At 53.5% G+C, this 20,650-nt stretch carries 15 protein-coding genes and 2 pseudogenes; 6 read left to right on the top strand and 11 right to left on the bottom strand.

Annotated features, from left to right (window positions below):
* Positions 1–469 precede the first annotated feature (469 nt).
* Positions 470–3,496, top strand: a complete 3,027-nt coding sequence (locus LIX15_RS30900; RefSeq protein WP_227779234.1) for a glycoside hydrolase family 2 TIM barrel-domain containing protein — start codon at positions 470–472, stop codon at positions 3,494–3,496.
* A gap of 46 nt (positions 3,497–3,542) precedes the next feature.
* Positions 3,543–5,174, top strand: a complete 1,632-nt coding sequence (locus LIX15_RS30895) for a beta-galactosidase small subunit-related protein (RefSeq protein ID WP_227779233.1) — start codon at positions 3,543–3,545, stop codon at positions 5,172–5,174.
* A gap of 1,751 nt (positions 5,175–6,925) precedes the next feature.
* Here the strand turns inward: LIX15_RS30895 and LIX15_RS30890 are convergent.
* The 6 genes and pseudogenes from LIX15_RS30890 to LIX15_RS30865 all read right to left on the bottom strand — a co-directional run.
* Positions 6,926–7,369 carry a universal stress protein gene (locus LIX15_RS30890; protein ID WP_227779232.1) on the bottom strand — a complete coding sequence of 148 codons (444 nt, stop codon included), beginning with the start codon at positions 7,367–7,369 and terminating at the stop codon, positions 6,926–6,928.
* Positions 7,370–7,552: 183 nt separating this feature from the next.
* Positions 7,553–7,684, bottom strand: a complete 132-nt coding sequence (locus tag LIX15_RS34140; RefSeq protein WP_486327148.1) for a PIN domain-containing protein — start codon at positions 7,682–7,684, stop codon at positions 7,553–7,555.
* Between the two features lie 207 nt (positions 7,685–7,891).
* Positions 7,892–8,473, bottom strand: a complete 582-nt coding sequence (locus LIX15_RS30885; protein ID WP_227779231.1) for a DUF7437 domain-containing protein — start codon at positions 8,471–8,473, stop codon at positions 7,892–7,894.
* A 182-nt stretch (positions 8,474–8,655) separates the two neighbouring features.
* Positions 8,656–9,153, bottom strand: a pseudogene (locus tag LIX15_RS34135) (DUF8154 family protein).
* The gene (locus LIX15_RS30870) at positions 9,143–9,823 is read right to left on the bottom strand and encodes a nucleotidyltransferase domain-containing protein (protein WP_227779228.1); all 681 of its coding nucleotides are present in this window, start codon (positions 9,821–9,823) and stop codon (positions 9,143–9,145) included. The pseudogene LIX15_RS34135 and the gene LIX15_RS30870 overlap by 11 nt, the downstream one beginning before the upstream one ends.
* Before the next feature lie 409 nt (positions 9,824–10,232).
* A pseudogene (locus LIX15_RS30865) lies at positions 10,233–10,433 on the bottom strand (DUF8008 family protein); the annotation flags it as partial.
* A 155-nt stretch (positions 10,434–10,588) separates the two neighbouring features.
* Here LIX15_RS30865 and LIX15_RS30860 point away from each other — a divergent pair.
* The 3 genes from LIX15_RS30860 to LIX15_RS30850 all read left to right on the top strand — a co-directional run bounded on the left by LIX15_RS30860 (position 10,589) and on the right by LIX15_RS30850 (position 13,236).
* A complete protein-coding gene (locus tag LIX15_RS30860; protein WP_227779226.1) occupies positions 10,589–11,314 on the top strand; it encodes a helix-turn-helix domain-containing protein in 726 nt (241 codons plus the stop codon).
* A gap of 58 nt (positions 11,315–11,372) precedes the next feature.
* On the top strand, positions 11,373–11,516 hold the full coding sequence (locus tag LIX15_RS30855) for a hypothetical protein (RefSeq protein WP_438267248.1): 144 nt from the start codon (positions 11,373–11,375) through the stop codon (positions 11,514–11,516).
* 121 nt (positions 11,517–11,637) lie between these two features.
* Positions 11,638–13,236, top strand: coding sequence for an N-acyl-D-amino-acid deacylase family protein (locus tag LIX15_RS30850; RefSeq protein WP_227779225.1), 1,599 nt, complete (start codon positions 11,638–11,640; stop codon positions 13,234–13,236).
* A 159-nt stretch (positions 13,237–13,395) separates the two neighbouring features.
* Here LIX15_RS30850 and LIX15_RS30845 read toward each other — a convergent pair whose 3' ends face one another.
* On the bottom strand, positions 13,396–14,994 hold the full coding sequence (locus LIX15_RS30845) for an N-acyl-D-amino-acid deacylase family protein (protein ID WP_227779224.1): 1,599 nt from the start codon (positions 14,992–14,994) through the stop codon (positions 13,396–13,398).
* 191 nt (positions 14,995–15,185) lie between these two features.
* Here LIX15_RS30845 and LIX15_RS30840 point away from each other — a divergent pair, with 191 nt between their 5' ends.
* A complete protein-coding gene (locus tag LIX15_RS30840) occupies positions 15,186–16,718 on the top strand; it encodes a M81 family metallopeptidase (protein WP_227779223.1) in 1,533 nt (510 codons plus the stop codon).
* A 333-nt stretch (positions 16,719–17,051) separates the two neighbouring features.
* On the opposite strand, the gene LIX15_RS30835 is transcribed toward LIX15_RS30840, so the two are convergent.
* The 4 genes from LIX15_RS30835 to LIX15_RS30820 are packed head-to-tail and all read right to left on the bottom strand — an operon-like array spanning position 17,052 to position 20,650.
* Positions 17,052–17,489: a hypothetical protein gene (locus LIX15_RS30835; protein ID WP_227779222.1), complete on the bottom strand. Its 438-nt coding sequence runs from the start codon at positions 17,487–17,489 to the stop codon at positions 17,052–17,054.
* A gap of 1 nt (position 17,490) precedes the next feature.
* Positions 17,491–18,630, bottom strand: a complete 1,140-nt coding sequence (locus tag LIX15_RS30830; RefSeq protein WP_227779221.1) for an ABC transporter ATP-binding protein — start codon at positions 18,628–18,630, stop codon at positions 17,491–17,493.
* Positions 18,623–19,711: an ABC transporter ATP-binding protein gene (locus LIX15_RS30825; RefSeq protein WP_227779220.1), complete on the bottom strand. Its 1,089-nt coding sequence runs from the start codon at positions 19,709–19,711 to the stop codon at positions 18,623–18,625. Before LIX15_RS30825 ends, LIX15_RS30830 begins: the two co-directional genes overlap by 8 nt.
* Complete coding sequence (locus LIX15_RS30820; RefSeq protein ID WP_227779219.1) at positions 19,712–20,650, bottom strand: ABC transporter permease; 939 nt, start codon at positions 20,648–20,650, stop codon at positions 19,712–19,714. It lies immediately after the preceding gene.

Raw genomic sequence — 20,650 nt, 5'->3', positions numbered from 1 at the left:
GGCTGTAATCTCAACTTTTAGTTTGTGCAGAAGTTCCGGTTGCTACTCGCAATGCATTGATGACTGTTAAATGAGATTCACAAAGTCCACTGCTCGGAAAGATCTGAGTAATCTGTGATTGGGTTCCCCAATGTTTTGTTCGAAGAACAACTCTGAGACCTGGTTTTGCCTTTAAATGTGATAGCCGCGGATCTCAGTATCCTCGCCGTGTTAGTCTTTGAGTTCTTCTTTGCCAGCTTTGACTCGTGCACTATCGCCAGTTTGGCTGTCTCTTCGTCGATGATAGACGAAAAGCGGATCTGGGATATGATATCCAGTCAACCAGCGCTTTAACGGACGTTACAACCGATATTCTCTCAGCTTCCCAATTATAAATAAATTCGGCAATGAATTATTATTATGGAGATAGTAATGTTTAACTTCGATAGTTTCGAGTTAACTATTGGCATAGAGCCACAGAACTCTACACATGAGTGAAACTAATCCGACCACTGACGATTCCACAAGACGCTCGACGCTCAACGTGTTGCGTCGGACGTTCCTGGCGACCGGTAGTATTGCACTCCTCCCCGGACTGAGCGACCAGAGGACGGCATCAGCAACGACTTCGGTGATCCAATCTATGACGCCCGGCGACGTTCCCCTTGACAAGTACATTGAGAACCCCGAGTTGGTTGAAGAGAACCAGGAACCTGGGCATGTCCCCACGATTCCGTATCCCTCGGTTAAATCGGCGCTCAACCAAGACCGAGTGAACAAATCACCGCTCCAACGGTGGCGACAATCCCCGCATTTCGAGTCACTGAACGGTGACTGGAACTTCCACTGGGCGCTTAATCCAGCGAACGCGCCCAGCGAATTCGACGGAACGGATTTGTGGGACACCGTCACGGTTCCCCGAGTCTGGCAGGCTGATGGCTTCGGCCACGCGATGTACCGCAACATCACTCTCGACCTCTACCCGTACGACCCGCCGAACGTCCCCAACGACATCAACCCTGTCGGAACGTACCAACGGACGTTCACGGTGCCAAATAGCTGGACGGAAGGCCGCCGGACGTTCCTCCGCTTCGACGGCGTGAAATCCGCGTACTTCGTGTGGATTAACGGCGAATATGTCGGCTTCGACAAAGGATCGATGACGGCTGCGGAGTTCGACGTAACTGACAATCTCCAGCCCGGCGCGAACGAAATCGGCGTACAGGTCTTTCGATGGTCCGACGGAAGCTACTTGGAGAACCAGGATATGTGGCATTTTGCGGGAATCTTTCGCGACGTCTCACTTTACTCAACGCCGAACGCTCACCTCCGCGATTACTTCCTCCAACCCAGTCTCGACAGCAACTACAAGAACGGGGCGCTCCACGTGGACGCCGAAATCGCGAATTACGGCGACAGCGCGGACACGTACGAGCTTCAAACCTACCTCTTTGACCCCGACTATCAGCCCGTGAAGACGGCGTCGAAAACCGTCGACGTGCCGGCGGACGATAGCGCTGGCGTCTCCTTCTCGATCGACGTCGCCTCGCCGGCGAAATGGTCTGCAGAATATCCGAATTTGTATCGCGTCGGGTTCGAACTTCGCCAGTCTGGATCGCAGTCGGCCACCGAAGCCCAGCTCGCAAAATTCGGGTTTCGCAAATACGAGATTATTGACGGTCAGATCCACGTTAACGGTGAACCGGTCAACTTCAAGGGCGTCAATCTCCACGAACACCATCCCAAATTCGGCCGCACCATGGCCGAAAACCTGCGACGCGAGGAGTTCGAGCGTCTGAAGCAATTCAACGTCAACGCACTTCGGAACTCGCATTATCCGCGCGGCCCCGAGTTCTACGAGTTCGCGGACGAATTTGGCTTCTACGTGTGCGACGAAGTCAACGCCGAGACCCATCAGAACCCTGACCTCGTCAATGAGTATCCGGCGTTCCACACTCAATTTATGAATCGCTTCAGGCGAATGGTTCAGCAGTGGAAGAACCAGGCCAGCATTTTCATGTGGAGTACGGGGAATGAAGCCGGTCTCGGCCCAGCACACTTTCACATGGCCGAATACATCGAGGGTGGCGATGTGGACGGCGACGGCGATGCGGGTGCGGGCGTCGATCCGACGAGGTTCTTATACCATCAGGCGAACAACGGCGGCGTTGCTCCCTACGCAGACGTCATCGGACCACGGTATGTCAGCCCGTCCGACCTCGTCGACATTGCCGAGGATGAAGATGAGCAACGCCCGGCTGTCATGGGCGAGTACAACCACGCGATGGGCAACAGCCTCGGTCTCGTTGAGCGGTTCTGGGAGGTCATTGAAGAACACGACCAGTTGCAGGGCGGTTTTATCTGGGACTGGGTGAACCAGCGACTTGACGAGGACTACACTATCACACCCGATGCCACTGAATACGGCAACGACGGTGTTTTCCACGGTGAACCTACGGTTGTCAACACGGATGCGGGAGACCCCGCAATCGAGCTTTCAGGACTCGACGACTGGATTGAATTCTACCGCGACCCGAGCCTTGACATCACCGAACCCGGGCTAACGCTCGAGGTTGAGGTTCAGCCCCGGCAGCCGTGGACTGGCTCGGACGCTTTCCTTACGAAGGGTGATCACCAGTACGGGTTGAAAATGAGCGACGAGTCGACACTCCAGTTCTTCATTTACGACCCCGAAGAGGAATGGGTTACCGTCGAATCGACTGTCCCCGATGATTGGTACGGGAACTGGCATCACGTCGTCGGCGTCCACACCGGGAGCGAATTACAGCTCTACGTGGACGGGAAGCAGTTAGCATCCACCCCACACGACGGCAGCATCAATCATAACCCACAGCCGGTCAACGTCGGCCGGAATGCAGACAAACACCGGGCAAACTGGGACGGCTGGCTCTCGAATGCCCGATATCGACGGGCAGCCATCCACGACCGTGGCTTTGTGGCCGATGAACTCCGATTAAATCGTTCTAGACCTGATGAGAGTACCGTGCTCTGGCTCGACTTCGAGGTGTTCGAAACCGACGGAACATTCCGTTCGTACGGCGTCGATCCATTCTGTTGTAATGGTCTTGTCGACGCAGACCGTGTGCCCCAACCCGAACTCTGGCAGTTAAAGAAAGCTCATCAGCCAATTCGGTTGCGCGGGGCCAACCTTACCGCAGGCCTCGTGGAGGTCACGAATCACTACAACTTCACGGATCTCTCTGCACTCGACGTGCACTGGGAGCTGTGCGAAGGTGGTGACGTCCTCCAGCAGGGGGCACTTGATGTCGCACTCGAACCAAACGACACGACCACGGTCGAAATCCCCTTCGACCAACCAGAATTCGAACCCGGCGCGGACTACTGGCTGGTCGTCAGTTTCCACCTCGCCGAGGATACATGGTATGCCGATGTGGGCCATGAGGTTGCCTTCGAGCAGTTCGAAGTGCCGTTCGACGTCCCAACTCCCACACTTGAACTAGTCTCAGAAATGTCGACTATCTCGGTGAACGAATGACATCACATCTGACGATGAACGACACATACAGCACACGGAGGAAGCCATGAGCCCATCAGACACAATTACGGTCAGTGGATCAGGATTCGAGTACACGTTCGACAGGGTGAAGGGGAGGCTCACGTCGATGAAATGCGACGAGGAGGAACTGCTCGCGAGCGGCCCCCGGTTGAATGTCTGGCGGACGCCAATCTCGAACGAGAACGTCGACTGGGGGTCAGCCGAGGTCGAGGAGTGGCGTGATGCTGGGCTCGATCAACTCGAACACACGGTCGAGTCGGTCTCGGTCGAGTCGATCGCCGACCAGGTGACGCGCATCCAATTCGAGACAACAGTCTCCGCTCCCGGTAAGGACGCGTCGTTCGCGACTAACTACCTCTATCACGTGCTCGGAACCGGCGACATCCTGCTGGGAGTCCGCGCGACACCGAACGGCGCCCTAAAGCAGGCGATTTCGAGCTGGATCGGTCGCATGGGCGTTCAACTCAGGCTTCAGGATTCACTCCGGCAGTTCAACTGGTACGGGCGCGGGCCGCAGGAGACGTATCCCGACCGGAAGACCGGGACGAAAGTCGGCGTCCACAGCGGCACGGTTGAAGAACAGTACATCCCCTACGTCCGCCCGCAGGACTACGGGAACAAGACGGACGTCCAGTGGGCGACCCTCACAAGTAGGAGCAGCGGCCTCGCCGCGTTCGGGCATCCGAGTCTGAACGTCAGCGCCCACCATATATCTCCTGAAAACCTCGACCGGGCGCTGTTTAATTACCAAATTGAGGACGGGGACACCGTAACGCTCAATCTCGACCATAGTGTCACTGGCGTGGGCGGAACGCCGATCCAGACACTCCCTGAGTACCGAGTCGTTCCAGACGGCCCGTTCTCGTTCGTGGTTGGTCTCCGTCCGATAACTGATGAGGAGTCACCGATGGAACTCTCGCGTCGCAATCTACCGTACGCGTTCGCAAGCGTGGATACGTTTGGCGATCTTACGGTCGATTTTGACGTAGACACCGGGCAGCTCGACGTGAGCGCGGTCGTTCGAAACACGAGCGGCGATCCGGCGGAAATCAACGTTCCGCTGAAAATCGACGGCGAGGTGGTCGCAACGGAGACGGTCTCGCTGCAACCCGGAACGAAAACCCGCGTCTCCTTCGAGCGGAACATTGGGGTCGCCGGAATCTTCGAGGTGACCGTAGACGACCTCCCACCGCGCTTGCTGACGGTGCCACAGATTTCGCTCGCTGGCAAGTGGTTGTTCCATCGCAGTGATAATTTGTCGTGGAAAGCCCCGGGTCTCGACGACAGTGAGTGGGAAACGGTCACGTTACCCGCTAACTGGGAAGACCACTCTGATCACACCGAGAATCCGGTTTACGGGTGGTTCCGTAAGCACTTCACCGTGCCAGCGGAGTGGAAAGGGCACGCACTTGAAATCCCGGTCGGAAAGATCGATGACGTGGACGAGACGTTTCTCAACGGGGCGAAAATTGGGCAAACCGGAACGTTCCCGGAGAACGGTTACGAGACCGCTTGGTCGCAGACCCGGCGCTACACGGTTCAGCCGGAGAACATTAACTTCGGCGGCGAGAACGTGCTCGCGATTCGCGTCTACGACGGCAGCGGTGGTGGTGGCCTCTACGGTGGCCCGCTCGGCCCAATAACTGCAGCGGATTGAAATTTAGCTTGAGGAACTGACAACATCGAATATGTAATATTACTACATTTTATCACCCACTGTCTCAAGACCTGTGAGGAGTATACGAAATCGACGCGGAGTATGGTAGCACTGGAGCGAGCGGCTGATTTGAGATTGGGGCGTACCCTTGGCCAGAGTGTGTCATATGTAATGGTTGACGATACGAAAGACTCGCGAGAGCGAGTGATGTTGGCAAGTGAGGGACTGAGTGAGTACGATGTTGGGTTGTATCGGGAGTTGGTGGTTCGTGCGGCAGCGAGGGGGTATCGCCGCTTAGATGGCGTGAATCGGATATTGAGGAGGAGTTAGGGCAGTATACTGAGTCAAGTTTGTCGTCGTTCGGTTAAGCAAAGGCAAAGGTATCTACCGTGAGTAGCTTACGATCAGTCGTCATGTGAGTACACCACGTGTCCGATGAATCTGGTGCTACGTAGGACAGTAAGTGGAAAAACGACTATGATGGACTACTTTACTCATTAGCAAAGTTGATCTGGCCATTCTTAGTTGAGCATGGGTGCCCGAGTCCGAGGTAGCCGTCTCAAACCAATAAAAAAGGTAGATGTGGTTTGTAGGTGCGCCAACACCTACGTTCGATGAATCACGGATGTGGATCTGTAGTTGGGTGTGTACCGCAGGCTTATCCATTGGGACGTTGCTGATGGAACCAAACGCTGCTTCCGTCATCATCCGTTCCAATGAATTGCGCTATGTCGGTACAGCAGTATATAGTCTATTTTCTTACATGGGATAACGTCAGTATACAGTGTTTTTTCCATATACTGTGTGAACAAACGTAGATGCGGCAATAATTACAAAAATTTAGCCACAATATTTATAAAGTGTAGATTCGATAGAAAAATGTCGGAGGTAGTTATCACCTTCGACAGTCACGAGGTGTCATGAGACGTGGTTCGATGTGATGGCTGACTCACCCAAGTTATGGAAACAGCACCGTCTGTTTCCTCTCGAATGGAGTCTTCAACACAAGACTCCACACGTCTCCCTCCTGTAATCGATATACAGTGTAACACCAGTGGAAACCGTTATTTTTAAACGGCGACAGTTGCTATAGACATTGTCGAAGAAAATTGCCTTGGAGGGCGGTAACTTCGACGTTCTGTGACATGCACGGGTATGAATTTCCCCCCATGTCTTCTGTTTCATAGATTAGATACAGTGTAACGTCAGTATATGGTCTATTTCCTTATACAGTACTCTTCTAGTATACTGTGTAAACGAACCTGTATAGTAATGGTAATAACCACGAGATTTGGCCCCAATATTTACAATAGAGCAAGGACGATTGGAGAATGTCGAAGGTTAGTTATCGGCCTTCGATGTCAACTGTAGGTAACTAATAGACGTGGGACGCGTTCATGGTGACGCCAAATTAACTCTCCACGTCTTCTGTACGAATCCATGGAACAGTGTAACGTCAGTAGCTGCTTCACGTCTGTTTTCGTGGTTAGAATAATATACTAACTACAGTACCACGTGTTAGGGGCAGTCTCGCTACCCAACGGGAAGAGAATGGGCCATGCGGATAACGTCACGGTGATGAATGGATGATTCTTTCGCTCGGCGAATCGTTCAGTTGTTTGGACGTGAACGGATACAACTACAGAGTAGTCGAGTTGCACATCGTACGCCAGATCCCGAAGATCGTCAACTCTCTCCTCGATCACGTACTTCTAATCAAGGTTAATCACAAGTTGGAAGTATCCTGAATGTCAGACCACATGAACTGGAACGTCAGATAGGCCAAGGACACGCTTCGTCGTCGAACCAATGAGTGGCTTGTCAGGATCTGACCGTCCCCGTCTTCCCATCACTACTAGATCGACATCATGCTCATGGACATACTCAACTATCTCTTCTTCCGGGATTCCGGATTTTATGACGGCAACACAGTCGACTCCGCTTTCTTCGGCTTTTTCTTCTACTTCGTTTACAAATTTGCGTCCCTTTTTCTCTAGTCGCTGCCGTGTTTCCTTGATGTCGCTCGGGACTGCGACGAAAGCTGCGTCCCCCATGTCCATCACGTACAGTGCGTGTACTGTTCCATTGCTCTCCTTTACGAGTTCTACTGCTTGTTCGGTTGCGCGTTTTGCCGCTTTGCTCCCATCCGTCGGCACCAAAACGTGTTTGTAAGATACTACCCCCGTTTCGTCCATAGATACTGCTTCAACCCAATGTCTAATGAAACAACACTCATAATTTCGACCGTTGTCTACTGAATCGAAAAGATGGTGCTTTTCAAAAACGACGCGCCGGGTCACTCATCTGTCGTTCTCGTGGCTGTATTTGCTTTAATTCGAACAGTAGGCTGTTCTCCACTGAATTGTTTTTCTTTGTCCTCACCGAGAGAGTTCATCAGCGGGTCGAGCATCAGCATTCACGATGTATCGCTCGACGCCATCCATTGCTTGAGATACGATTGAAATTGTATACCCGAGTGGATCAGCGACGTGTGCCCATCCCTCTTCAATTGCGGTCTCAATTGGTGGTTCCTCAGTGTCTGCAGCGGGACCACGATCTTTTCACAGACTCGCTCTGGAAGGAGAAACACAATCTCGTTCTGGCGGGCAAACGCTCTGACGTGCTGATAACGATTGTTTGTGGTTAACCGAGAGCAATGAACATCCCCGAATCGGCGATATGAATGTCGATCACGTGTCGTCGGATGTCTCCACAGTTTACTCGTCGTCTGGCCCAAGATTTGGTCCCGCTGCACCGGGTTCTTCGATGTCGATGTAATCGCGAACGACAGGACGGAGAGCCTGGAGAATGATCTCTGCAGCAAGGGGAGAGATGTCCAAATCGCGTGCCATCAATCGGTGGGTTACCTCACCACGCTCACATGCAACTGTATAGGTGAGTGCTGTCGCTAGACCGGCGATGCCGTGGCGGGTGATGTATGTCTCGATATCGTCGTTGGTAGATTGGCGGCTCACAGCGTCAACCAGCATCGGGGTGATCGTATACTCACGCGTTCCATCTCCAGCCGAGATCGTGAGATCGATTGGATGAGCAACGTATGTTCGGGGGTGCTCGTCGTCGGTCGCTTCGATAACGCCCGTATCAGCCAGCCGCTTCACGTATGTGTAAGCTGTCCCTTGCGGGAGGTCCAATGCGTCCATGAGTTCCTGGACGGTCGCTGGACCCTGTTGAGAGAGATATGCGTATAGTTGGGCTAATCGTGGCTCTTCGAGGAGATTTGCGATCGAGAGGAAATCTCGAATCACATCGCCATTGGCGTGGGATGCAGTGTGTGACATTAGTGTTGATGTTGTTTACAGCTTACAGATAATCGGTAAAGAGAGTTTGGATTGGTGGAGTCGTGGATTAGGGACAGTCTCTCTGGGATCAGCTACTGAAGGCATATAGATGAGATGTGTTCATCCCATAGCATGCGTTGCGCCCCGAGAAGTTCAAAACGATGCGTTGATTCGTCGATAGACTACGTCGAACAGACGCATTCGTGCTGTAACGACGCAAATTCTCGGAGATACTGGTGGAGATCCTCTGCCAAGTGGAGCATTGCATCAGCCTGTTCTGCACTGGCAACCGTTTCACGATAGTAGACTTCTGCCCGATTTTGCTGCCACAACTGGATCAAGCGTGCTGCAAACGAATCGCTGAAGAGGTTGACTTCTGCGCCACGTTGGTACACAGCGGTATGCTCGTGTCAAAGATCTTCACCTGCCGCTTGTCCTCGATGGAGGAGATAGAACTGGATACTCCGTTCGATGGCGACGAAGGACGCTTCGATGACAACGGTGTAATAGCCGTTTTGCGAACGAAGTGTTCGCGCAGCTTCGAGTAACCGGCAGGCCTTCCGGAGCTGAACGAGCGCTTCGTCGGACACATCCAAATCCGTTTCACTCAATTGTCCACGCGTATCCTGAAAGGCCTGTTCTGCTGTGTCGAGGGCGTCTTCGACGTAGCTACCGTCCATTCGTGAGCACCTCCGATTTGAGCGCCTGAAGCACCTCGGAATCAACGAGAGTGAGACTGGACGCAAAGATATCGCGCAGGCGGTCGCCATATCGGGGTGCTGTGTCCGTCGACTCCACGAGTACCTGGAATTTGAACCGGTCGCCGTCAAATCGTTGCTCGCTCAGTTCCGAGGCAATCTCGTGGGCCGTCTGCTGTGCACGCGCTTGTTCGTCGTCAACGAGGACGAAGCAGTCGATGTCGCTTCGTCGATCAGCCTCGCCTCGAGCGACACTGCCGAAGAGAACAATTCCTCTGACATCGGCGAGTTCCTGCGTTATTCGATCAACAATCGTTCGCACAGGATCACGAAACTCTGTCTGTGGAATTTGGAGCAATGGGTCATCAGGATGAGAGAGTCGCTTTCGGTTGATTTGAACGAGTTTCCGATTGCCATCGTATGTAATCGTGATGAGATCTGTCTCGTCGAGGAGATCGACAGCGTCCGTAACACTACTTGCGCTCTGGTCGGTCACGCGGCGGAGGTCGCGAACACTGAATGCGGTGTGTGGATTGGCGGCAAGGAGATCGAGGATATCACTCGTTGCAGCATGCCGGAAGAGTCTCCCATTTGCGACAGGGAGCGAAAGCTCGATTGCAGTCCCAGTCAAGTGGTCGCTCTTAGCTACCATGGTCGCTCTTAGCGACCAACTAACTTGTAATTTCCTGTCGAACCAGCTTAAAGCTACTCTCGATTTCCCACCTATACGAACGATGGCTCATAGCGTGGTCGTCGATTTTTGTTCACAACGTCCGTCGACGACCTCCATCTGGTGAGCTACTGCAACACGGGGTATCGAACAGTCTCCTTTGCGACTAGTGATTCGACCACGTGTTTCCAACCACAGATACGGTGGCCGGTGCAACCTCTCCCCTCCCGCTGGTTCCTTGCCGATAGACGCCGATACAACTGCCGTACTCACGAGTAACCGTACGACGTCTGCCCTGAACTGTATCAATTCGGGGCGTCCAATTCCGCGTTCGTGGAGGGATTCGTGTCAGAGGTGTCGCCCTCTCAGGTGTGATTTCGTCCCGGCCACGCTACTCTCCGGCACCCTCGTCTATGGTCGGACTATCGTCTGTGTTCTTGTTCGCGACCTCACCGGGCAGTTCCACATTGGCTTTCAGGATGAGACACGTTTCCTGATAGCTCAATCCGTCCTTGGAGCGCTGGCGTTTGGTCTTCCCAAGCCGGTTTTTCGTGAGTTCGTGCATTGCATCCATTGTCCGGCGAGCGAGTTCCTGAGAGTATTTTTACGATCCTTAAGATGATATCAAGAGCTACGGTGGCCGCAATTCCATGAGAATTTTGTAGCGCTCTTGCGGTCTCGTTAAAAGTTTCATTGCTATCTTGCTCGACCAACACGTATTTACCAGATAAAATGAGATAGGATACCATGGAACATGCAAGTAAAGATACTAGACACAATGACCTCCATTCGTCACAGTTGACGTTGCGTATCTGGCATCCTAATTGCTGGACTCTTCAAACAACGGCAGCAACTGATGCGGGTCTTATTGCACACGGTGTGTATCACACTGGAGGCGTGACGAACGCACGCTGTACCGCGTATGCCGACTCTCGAAAGCACATCAATAGTTTGATAGACGAGATTAAGTCGTCACCGCTTACAACCGAGATCCAATGTGTTCAGGAATATTTCAATCTGCGTGCACGGGGAAATGCCGCCGCGGGCAATACCACCGAAGAACTCCTCGTTAAGTATGAGAGCTGTAACAGCATTCATGATGCGTTCATAGAACGTGGATTTATCCCGGAAGAGGAAATTCGCGTCCACGACGGTAGGGAGTATTGGACGGTAATCATTACGCAAGATCGTGCAGAAATCAGCCGTCGACTCGACGAGATACGTTCAGAGATGAACGCTGAAATATCGATTGAGGGAATGAAGTCACCAGACACTCATACTCAAAATGGTTCCCCGGTAGTAGAACTTTCCGAGCGCCAGCGCGAAGTGTTCGAACTTGCACAGCGGCGGGGGTATTACTCGTGGCCACGAGAAACGTCCGCAAGCGAGCTTGCCACCGAAATCGACATCTCGAAGACTACACTTCTCGAACATCTCCGGAAGGCTGAGGTGAAGCTGCTAAGCTCGGTTTAAGTCTCGTCGGTCGAAGTTTGAGCAGGCAGCACAGGTAACTGTTGGAGAAGATGAGTATATACGCCTCGTTAGCGGTGCTGGCCATGATGCGAACTATCTGAACACAATTTGTCCGACGAGTATGATATTCGTCCCGAGCGTCGATGGTATCAGCCACGTTGAAGAAGAGTACACTGAGTGGAAGGACATCGTGCTGGTGTGAACGTCCTCTACAATGCAGTGCTAGAGAAGGCAGACGAGTAGGCTACGGTGGGTAGTCGCGGTTTGTAACTCCCTCTCATTATTGGGGGCGTGTTTTTCGTTCTTCTCAATAAATACCGCGTATGACTATTGACCTTCTCTTAGAGAGAGCGAAAATAGTGGACGGTACCGGTGCCCCATGGTTTCGTGGTGCGGTCGGCGTTACAGACGATAAAATTTCTCACATAGTCCGCGAAATTGATCACAATCTCGACGCCGACGAGATTATAAATCTTGAGGACGCGGTGGTTGCGCCCGGTTTCATCGACACTCACAGTCATTCCGATATCGAACTGTTCGAGGATCCCACGCTCGCACCCAAACTCCGACAAGGTGTGACAACTGAGATTCTGGGACAGGACGGTTTTTCGATGGCACCGATGCACCGCGACGGTGGCGCCGAAGAATGGCAGAAACAGCTCGGGGCGCTCGCTGGGCGCTCTGATAAGGAATGGACATGGGGTTCGACTGCAGACTACCTTGAAGCGGTTGAGGAGAACGGCGTCGCTCCGAACGTCGCAATGTTGGTGGGTCACGGTACAGTACGATACAACGTGCTGGGGATGTCTGACCGCGCCCCTACCGAAGCAGAACTAAACGAAATGGCCGACTTGGTGACCACCGCACTCGACAGTGGCGCTATTGGCCTCTCTACGGGTCTCATTTACACGCCCTGTACGTACGCCTCCACCCATGAAGTCCAGACGCTTGCATCCCAACTCGCGCCATACCAGCGCCCGTTCGTGGCACACATCCGAAGTGAAGGTCGGTGGATTTGGGAGGCGCTCGATGAATTCATCGATATTGGTGCCGAGGAAGACGTTCCGCTCCATCTCTCGCATTTCAAGATGGGTGGGCCGGTTCAGCACGGAAAAACGGAGCAGGCGTTCGGTATCATCGAGGCTGCCCGCGAGCGGGGAGTGGATTTCACTGCCGAGCAGTACCCCTACACCGCGGGGAGCACTATGCTCTCGGCGGTGTTACCGCCGTGGGTTCACGCCGAAGGTCCTGAAGGGATCCTCGAATACTTGCAGGATGAGGACGCTTGTGATCGTATCCGAAAGGATATCGAAGAGTGGCGTATCGACGGTTGGGAGAACATCGGCGCGCTCTCGGGATGGAACAACGTGGTCATCGCCAACGTACCAAGTGAAGAGAACAACCAATACGAGGGGATGAGCGTCACCGAAATCGCAGCTGACCGCGGCACCGATGCGATAACAGCCATTGCCGAACTACTGGTTGAGGAGAATCTAGGCGTGAGCATGACGCTTCACATGCTCGACGAGGACGACGTGCAAGATATCCTCGGATACGAACGAGTCTGCATCGGGTCGGATGGCCTATTCGGTGGTAAGCCCCATCCCCGCGTCTATGGCACCTATCCCAGAATCCTCGGTAAGTACGTCCGTGAAGAAAACGTTATGACATTGGAAGAGGCAATCCGGAAAATGACCTCGCTCCCGGCCCGTGCGATGGGTTTGGACGAAAAAGGGATCATCAAACGCGGCATGGATGCCGACCTCGTTGTCCTCCGGCCCGAGGTCGTTGAAAGTCGCGCGACGTTCGAAAACCCCTCTCGCTATCCGAAAGGTATTGATCACGTTCTCGTTAATGGTGAGTTCGCGGTACGAGACAATGAGGCAACTGGTGATCTGCCAGGGAAGGCAGTCACGAAGTAGCCGGTCGAGCGAGAACCCGAGCAGTCAAAATCGTCTCTCAGATCGGAGCCAATTTGTGTTTAGCCAAGCGGATTCTGTCTAATTGATTGTGACCGCGTTTTCTTCTACCACCTTACCGAAATCAACAGTACTGCCGTAACAGAATTTCATCGTAATCTATCATGCCCGAATTACGTCACCAGGAGTGGCGCTGGTGGTCTCGCTGTCCTTAACTACGAACTCACCGTTAACAATAACGTGTTGGACACCACGAGGATGCTGTCGCGGACGGTCATACGTTGCAGTATCGGTGATAAACGCGGGATCGAACACCACGAGGTCAGCATCCATGCCGGGTCGGATTACTCCCTTCGAGTCGAGATCCATAACTCGTGCAGGCAGTGAGGTCATCTTTCGGATCGCCTCCTCAAGTAAGAGAACTCCCTCCTCACGGACGTACCGTCCGAGGACGCGGGGGTACGTGCCGTATGTTCGCGGGTGGGGCTCGGCTCCGAACAGACCATCCGTGGCGATACTCACTCGCTCGTACTGCATGATTTTACGCACGTCGTTCTCATTCAGCGTGTGTAAAATCATCGAGGGTGTGAGGTTCTCATCGTACAGCAGATCGCAAACGGTCTCGACTGGGTTTTGGTCGCGCTCATCGGCGATAGCGGCGACGCTTGCGCCTTCGTAGTCCGTCCATACGTCAGTGTTGAGGTTCCGAACGTCAATATTTTCCCAGCCGGTGCGGGGTCCCTGATTCTCCCAGCCATCGATACGCCACTCTTCGATATCCTTTCGGATACGCTCCCGGCTCTCATCATCGGCGAGATATTCAAGCGCTCTGTCTGGCCCGTCGGCGTGAACCCATGGTGGCAGAACCGCTGATAGGAGCGTGTTACCGGCGAGATACGGATATTGTTCGGCGGTGATGTCGACGCCGCGTTCGCGCGCCGACTCAAGTAGATGGTTTGCGCGGTCAGCGTGTCCCTTTTTCGCGCCTCCGATGACCTTATAGTGTGAGAGATGGAGCGGAACGTCTTCCTCGGCACCAATATCGATGAATTCATCGAGTGCTTCCCACATCATGTCCCCTTCGCTTCGAATGTGCGCCACGAATGGACGTCCGTACGGAGCAAGTTGGGCGGCCAGCGTCTGAACCTCGTGGGTAGAGGCGTTCACCTGCGGCGAATACACCAGACCAGTTGAGAAGCCAATGGCACCGTCATTGAGCGCAGTAGTCACCAAATCAGCCATTTTGTTTAGTTCTGCTTCGGTAGGGGCGCGGTCAGACATCCCCAGCACGTTGTATCGTACCGTGCCATGACCCACCAACATTGCGACGTTCGGAGCGACGCCGTTCTCCTCAATTGCGTCGAGATATGAGGCGGTATCGCCCCACGACCAGTCGAGTGTTACGTCACCAGCGAGACCTGAGAGGTGGCGTTGCCATTCTTTGGCACCACCGTCGCGATGCATCGGCGCCATCGAAAAACCGTCCTGTCCCAGAATCTCTGTCGTAATCCCTTGGTGTATCTTTGGTGCAAGTGAAGGGCTATCGAATAACTGGAGGTCAGAGTGACTATGAGTGTCGATGAAACCGGGCGCAACCACTGCGCCCTTGACATCAATCATTTTCTGTGCATCTACGTCACTCGTGTCGCCCCGGATGATATTCGATATTTCGCCGTTCTGCACCGTTACGCTCCCGCAGAACCACGGTGCGCCCGTCCCGTCCACGATTTGGGCGTTCTTTAACAGTAGGTCGATATTCATCGGAATACCTCGAAGAACGTCGTTTGTGACTTTCGCATATGCTTTTCATTCGCGTAGGGTATGTTAACAACACACCTTATCATTAGAGGTATTCGTTCGTACGTGAGAATTATCTGGAAAATAAATTTGCTCAGTTGGGACTGAGCATGAACGGGTGTTACTTTAAACAAGTTTAGTAGGTAGTTGTTCACATGGCAGACAAAACCGTTCTCGTGGGGAACTTTGCCCATGAAACAAACACGTTCTTAACCTCCAAGACAGGCAGAGATTTGTTTAAGGAGCGCCGCGAGTACTTCGGCGACGAGATCCCCAAAAAGCTCCAAGGAACTAATACGCAAGTTGGCGGTGTCATCGACGTGGCCGAAAACAACTCCGTGGAGCTGATTCATACGGTTGCGGCCACTGCGACACCGAGTGGACTCGTCGAAGCCGACGTCTATGAGTTTTATTGTGAGCAGATTCTCGACGGAGTTCGAGAGCACGCCGCCGACCTAGATGGCGTGATGCTGTGTCTTCATGGTGCTATGGTGCCCGAAGGACTGGATGACGGCGAGGGACCGTTGATTTCGAGCGTACGAGAAATCGTAGGCGAGAATGTTCCCATCGCGGTGACGCTTGATCTCCACGGAAACATCACCGACGAAATGGTTACTAAGTCGGACGTTCTCATTGGCTTTGAGTCATACCCTCATACGGATATGGCAGACACCGGTCGCACTGGGATGCGTGAACTCATCCGGACGATTCAGAGCGACATCGACCCAGTGATCCACATTGAGCGCCCGCCCGTTCTCGCTATGGGTCCCAAGCAAAATACCCGGGAGGGACCAATGGCTGATGTAATGGCGAAAGCCCGTGAGTACGAGGAGCACGACAACATCGTCAAAGTTAGTGTCTTTCCCGGTTTTCACCAGGCCGACATCCCTTCAATGGGGTGGTCAATTCCGGTCATCGCCGACTCCAATTCCGATGCGGCACGAGAGGTTTCACGCGAACTCGCCGAGTATATTTGGGACCGCCGCGAAGACTTTGTCAGCGACTATCCTGAACCGCCGGAGGCCGTCACAGAGGCAAAGCGGCTTGCTGCAGACCTTGACCCAGAGGACGGATTCGTCCTGATGGCTGACGTGGGTGACAACCCTGGTGGTGGCGGTGCGGCGGACGGTACGACGGTTCTCCGTGAGATGATCGACCAAGAACTTACGAATGCTGGATTCGCTATTGTTCGCGACCCGGAAACGGTAGCTCAGTGTGTCGATGCGGGTGTCGGCGAGCGCACGATTGTGAATCTCGGAGGCAAGACCGACGATTTCCATGGCGACCCCATCGCCGATCTCAACGTGTACGTAAAGGCCGTCACCGATGGTGAATTCCGCAACACCGGACCGATGGGAACCGGCGGCGAGAACCACCTCGGGCGGACAGTGCTCGTTGAGTGCGGCCAGGACGATGGTGTCAGCGTCATTGTGACTGAGAACCGGATGCAACCTCTTGACGCTGAAATTTGGCGGCACGTGGGTATCCAACCCGAACGTCTCAACGTATTGGTCGTCAAGTCCACGAACCACTACCGGGCTGACTACGAGCCAATGTGTTCAACAAACATACCCATCAACAGCATCGGTCTCGTAGCGATGGACCCACGAAAGTACGAGTTTACGCGAATTTCGCGCCCTCAGTTCCCGCTTGACAAAATGGCAGATGACACGTATCCAAATTGGTGAATTTCGGGAGAAAAGATGGCCGAGTTTCAGTAGATTGGCAGTCTTTGGCTACTTCTATCTGTCCAGATTAATCTATTCGAGGATATGTGATTCGAGACAAAATATCTAGGCAAATTACCCAACCACCTTGCGGTCGCTCATCGAAACATCCGTGCATCGTCACAGCATTCCCTCTCTGTCAATATGGATAAATATCGTTGAAACGACCACATCTGTAAAGGCGACTGAGAAGCCTCTTATAATTCTGCGATCGCCATTGTCACTGATCGCTTTCAATGGATTATATTCTGGAATATAGATCCGTAACATAATTTAAAGTGAATCACAGTCTTTCTACCGTGTTACTTCGGCGTACGTATTCCGAATAATATAGCTAATTAAAGTTCCCATGAGGAGGAGAGTCATCGCCAAAAGCGCGAACAGGAATGTTTTGCGAAGCCCTGATAGATAAAGCGATCGCTGAATCAGCACGGTATTGTACCATCCGACGAGCGCTGGGAAGGTGTAGACCACGAACCCGATGACGAAGGCTATGAGCGATGCGGCGAAGACAATGAGTAGGCGATCGAGCATCGACCGAGTGACGTAGTCAATATATGCGCCGAGGAGAATGACACTGACCAGAGTGTACCGAGGAAGTGGAAGCGATGAAATAGGATAGATGAGAACATACCCGATCCAACAGCCGGTGATGAATCCTATGAGAAGTGCGATGAATGCACTTTCGCGACGACCTGTGAGCAGGTGATTCCGCGTGACATCGTCGCCCACGTCAGTCGCTTTCCGCGTTATGGCTGACCTCTTTGTTGGGTTCCTCGCTGAGGCTTACCTTCCGGTGGGGATTCTGTTTAATGTCGTCGCGCACGTCTTCGCGCTCACGTAGTTGCTGTTCGAACCTCTCGGCATCGTCAGCTTCGTAGTAGGCGTGACACGCGACATCGCGGGGATCGCCCTCATACTCAACTTCACAAAGATGTGGGTCGATATAGTCGCAGATAGCTTCACGCTCGGGACATCGGCCCTTAAACCGGCAGCCAGACGGGAGGTTTATCGGATCGGGAATAGACCCCTGAATTTCGACGTGCTCGCGCTCGCGGAAGGGGTCGGGCTCGGGAGCTGCCCCGAGTAGCGCCTTCGCGTAGGGGTGCGTTGGGGTTTGAATGACCGTCTCTGTCTCCCCGAACTCAATAATGCGACCTAGATACATGATGCCGATACGGTCGCACACTTGGCGCAGCAGCGATAAGTCGTGGCTAATGAACAGGATGGTGAGGTCGAGTTCCTCGTTGAGTCGTTGGAGCAGGCCCAACACGCCCGCTCGGATGGACACGTCAAGCATCGAAACTGGTTCGTCGGCTAGCAGGAAGTCGGGTTCGAGCACTAGAGCTCGCGCAATAGCGACCCGCTGTTTTTCGCCACCCGACAGTTGATGAGGGTAATTTTCCAAATATGCCTCGACCGGTTCGAGTTCGGCGCGTTCGAGGGCCTCAACCACACGAATATATCGCTCGTCGGGGTCACCGATGCCATGAATCTTGAGCGGTTCGACCACGGTATCATACACCGTCATTCGGGGATTGAGGCTTTCGAAGGGATCCTGGAAGATTATCTGGACATTCCGGCGGAACGCCTGTAGCTCTGCTCCAGTGATGTCGGTCACTTCCTTGCCTTCGAACCGAATCGTTCCATCGGTCGGTTCGAGGAGTCGGATGAGCGTCTTGCCAGTCGTGGTTTTTCCACATCCAGACTCGCCAGCGAGGCCGACAATTTCACCGCGCTCGATTTTGAGGTCGATACCGTCTACCGCACGGACGTATTCGGGTTCGCCGAATAGGCTATTAAAAAGTCCCTGTTGCTGGCCGAAATACTGTTTCAGCCCCTCACATTCCATAATGATGTCACGATTAGTCATGGGTCATCCCTCCAGCAGCCGCTGATTCATTGCCAGTGTCCCGCAGTTGCGCCCACGTTTCCCGTTCTTTCGCATCATGTCGCATCTGTTCGACGCGTTCGTGATGATAGCACGCCGAGAAGTGGTCGTCGCCTACCGACTCTAACGGTGGGTGCTGTGTCGCACATTCTTGAGTGGCGAACGGACACCGCTGCATGAACCGACAGCCACTCGGGAGATCCGCAATAGACGGCGGACTACCGGGGATAGAAATAAGGTCTTGTTGCTTTCCTCGAAGCGACGGGAATGCGTTCTGTAGCCCGAGGGTGTAGGGATTGTACGGACTCGCGAAAATCTCCCTAAGATCGCCATACTCCATCAGTTTTCCCGAATACATCACGCCGAGTCGATTGCATGTTTCGGCGATGACGCTGATATCGTGAGAAATAATGACAACTGAAATACCAAGTTGGTCTCGAAGCTCTTTAAGCCGCTTGAGAATTTGATCTTGAACGATTACGTCGAGCGCAGTTGTCGGTTCGTCGGCGATTATAAGATCAGGGTCAAGTGCGAGTGACATCGCGATATATGCTCGCTGTTTCATCCCTCCAGAAAATTGGTGGGGATAGTCATCCATCCGATCGGGGTCGAGGCCGACAATTTTGAAGAGCTCGGCTACACGTTCTCGCGCTTCGGCTGTCGATGTGTCCCGATGGGCCTGAATCGCCTCGATTATCTGTGAGGAAATACGATGGACAGGGTTGAGCGCGTTCATCGCTCCCTGACTGATGAGTGAGATATTCTCCCACCGGAGGGTGTCCATCTCACGTTTGTCGAGATTGGTGAGTTCGACACCCCGAAATTGAATCGATCCGGAGACAACCTCGCCGTTCTGTGGAAGGAGACCGAGGATAGCTTGAGCCACCGTCGATTTCCCACAGCCGGATTCACCGACGAGACCGAAGATTTCGTCCTCGCCGATTTCAAAGCTAATCCCATCAACTGCGGTAAGGTCTCCGTCGCTTGTCCGATAGTTCACGACGGCGTCCTCGACCGCCAGTAGCGGTGCATCTTCGTCGAAGTTGGAGTTTGATTGATTCATTTACTGCTCCTGAAGCTGTGGGTTGACAACTTCCTCGTAACCCCGTCCCACGAGGTAGGCTCCTGTCACAACGAGCGTAATAGATAGTCCTGGTGGAATCACCCACCACCATGCGGTACCGAACGACTGGGTGACAAACGCTCGCTGAAGCATCACGCCCCACGAGGGAACCGACGGGTCGCCGAATCCGAGGAAGGCGATGCTTGCCTGCGCGACGATAGAGTATCCCACTGCGATGGCAGCGTAGAGCGCCGACAGCGGAATAACGTTCGGGAGAATGTGGACAGTCATGATGCGGAAGTCGCTCGCTCCCGCAGCCCGCGCGGCCTCGACATAGGGGCGCTCGCGCACTGTCAACACTTCAGACCGGATAACACGGGCGGTTGAAAGCCAATATAATAACGCAATGCCAAGGATGATGTTCCACACGCTTGCGCCAAGTACCGTTACTAGAACGATGACGAACGGGATGAATGGAAGACCATAGAGGATGTCCACGGAGCGCATTACCACTTCGTCGACCCAGCCGCCATAATACCCCGCAATAACACCGATAGTCGTTCCGATAACTGCGACCATGAACGCACCCAGTAGACCAACGAACATTGCGATCCGAGCACCCAGCAACAGTTGTGAGAGCACATCATGGGCGGCCTCAGTCGTCCCAAGCGGGTTGGCCAGCGTTGGTGGCTGGAGGCTAGCCCATGAACCATCTGCAGCGTAAATACGCTCGTACGGCGCGTACGGAACGATGTAGGGTGCTACCAAGGCGACCAGAATGTAGAAGGTGATGATAATTAGACCCGCAACTGCCATCTTTGACTGGACGAAGACACCGGCTTGCTCGCGGGCAGTTCGGCGGAGGTTCTGGAGAAATCGCCGCCATCCTTTCTTAGTCTCAATGCGTCTCTGTGTCGATCGAGAGGTTTCCTCACTCAT

It is taken from the genome of Haladaptatus pallidirubidus (assembly GCF_020700235.1).
Taxonomy (GTDB): Archaea; Halobacteriota; Halobacteria; order Halobacteriales; family Haladaptataceae; genus Haladaptatus; species Haladaptatus pallidirubidus.
Note: the sequence above shows the minus strand (reverse complement) of the source record. Positions and strands in the feature narration are given on the sequence as shown.

What these genes read in the sequence shown, in the direction of transcription:
- LIX15_RS30900 (WP_227779234.1), top strand. Translation starts at nt 470, where the DNA reads ATGAGTGAAACTAATCCGACCACTGACGATTCCACAAGACGCTCGACG.
- LIX15_RS30895 (WP_227779233.1), top strand. Translation starts at nt 3,543, where the DNA reads ATGAGCCCATCAGACACAATTACGGTCAGTGGATCAGGATTCGAGTAC.
- LIX15_RS30890 (WP_227779232.1), bottom strand. Translation starts at nt 7,369, where the DNA reads ATGGACGAAACGGGGGTAGTATCTTACAAACACGTTTTGGTGCCGACG.
- LIX15_RS30885 (WP_227779231.1), bottom strand. Translation starts at nt 8,473, where the DNA reads ATGTCACACACTGCATCCCACGCCAATGGCGATGTGATTCGAGATTTC.
- LIX15_RS30870 (WP_227779228.1), bottom strand. Translation starts at nt 9,823, where the DNA reads ATGGTAGCTAAGAGCGACCACTTGACTGGGACTGCAATCGAGCTTTCG.
- LIX15_RS30860 (WP_227779226.1), top strand. Translation starts at nt 10,589, where the DNA reads ATGGAACATGCAAGTAAAGATACTAGACACAATGACCTCCATTCGTCA.
- LIX15_RS30850 (WP_227779225.1), top strand. Translation starts at nt 11,638, where the DNA reads ATGACTATTGACCTTCTCTTAGAGAGAGCGAAAATAGTGGACGGTACC.
- LIX15_RS30845 (WP_227779224.1), bottom strand. Translation starts at nt 14,994, where the DNA reads ATGAATATCGACCTACTGTTAAAGAACGCCCAAATCGTGGACGGGACG.
- LIX15_RS30840 (WP_227779223.1), top strand. Translation starts at nt 15,186, where the DNA reads ATGGCAGACAAAACCGTTCTCGTGGGGAACTTTGCCCATGAAACAAAC.
- LIX15_RS30830 (WP_227779221.1), bottom strand. Translation starts at nt 18,630, where the DNA reads ATGACTAATCGTGACATCATTATGGAATGTGAGGGGCTGAAACAGTAT.
- LIX15_RS30825 (WP_227779220.1), bottom strand. Translation starts at nt 19,711, where the DNA reads ATGAATCAATCAAACTCCAACTTCGACGAAGATGCACCGCTACTGGCG.
- LIX15_RS30820 (WP_227779219.1), bottom strand. Translation starts at nt 20,650, where the DNA reads ATGAGTGAGGAAACCTCTCGATCGACACAGAGACGCATTGAGACTAAG.